The sequence below is a fragment of the Shigella sp. FC1967 genome, from assembly GCF_001743005.1.
In the GTDB taxonomy this organism is placed as follows: Bacteria; Pseudomonadota; Gammaproteobacteria; order Enterobacterales; family Enterobacteriaceae; genus Proteus.
Map to the genome: position 1 here is coordinate 1 of NZ_MIIZ01001125.1, position 767 is coordinate 767.

The following is a 767-nucleotide window of genomic DNA, read 5'->3' on the forward strand; positions in this document are numbered from 1 at the left end:
TTTCATAGAACTTTCGGGTGTCCACGCCAAACCGGCTTGCGATACGGGTTACAAGAGATTTGTTATCAGACATGGTGTTTCTCCAATTCACGAATGAACGGTTTGGGGACACCATGACCCCCTCGGGGCATTGGTGCCCCCGTGGGGTTCAGTAAGAGTTGGCGGTGTTACCCGCCAGCCAAGTGGTGCAGACGCATGAACGGGATGTCATCATCCCAGCCATCAGGAGCGGGACCGTAGCCTCCACCCATACCACCTTGCGGTGCTGATTGCTGCACAGGAACTGATTGCGTACCGGCTCCTGTACGTTGCCCTTGTTGGGGCGCTGCACGTTGAGAGTTGTCCTGAGGTGCATTTCCACGACCACCAAGCATCTGCATTTCAAAGCAGTGTACTTCGGTGGTGTAGCGCTCGATTTGTTGGTTGTCAGTCCACTTCCGGGTGCGGTTGCTCCCTTCGAGATAGACTTGGGAGCCCTTTTTCAGGTACTCACCAGCGACTTCCGCCAAACGACCTTTAAGCACAACACGGTGCCACTCAGTATGCTCTCTTTGCTCGCCAGATTGCTTATCGCGCCACGTATCCGTTGTTGCAACGTTAAAGTTGGCAACAGCAGTGCCGCTTGGCATGTAGCGAATTTCCGGGTCAGAACCGAGATTACCGACCAGAATTACTTTGTTGACGCCTTTAGACATCATGACCTCCAAGTTATTTGGAGAGGGCCAACGCCCCTTTCGGGGAGCAAGCCCCCGTAAGGGTTAAAAAAA

At 53.6% G+C, this 767-nt stretch carries 1 protein-coding gene; it reads right to left on the reverse strand.

Features of this window, described 5'->3' with window-relative positions; genetic code table 11:
- Nucleotides 1–167: 167 nt before the first annotated feature.
- Nucleotides 168–698 carry a single-stranded DNA-binding protein gene (gene ssb, locus BHE89_RS19155; RefSeq protein ID WP_069369990.1) on the reverse strand — a complete coding sequence of 177 codons (531 nt, stop codon included), beginning with the start codon at nt 696–698 and terminating at the stop codon, nt 168–170.
- Nucleotides 699–767 lie beyond the last annotated feature (69 nt).

Coding starts and splice junctions, on each gene's coding strand:
- ssb (WP_069369990.1), bottom strand. CDS start 698: ATGATGTCTAAAGGCGTCAACAAAGTAATTCTGGTCGGTAATCTCGGT.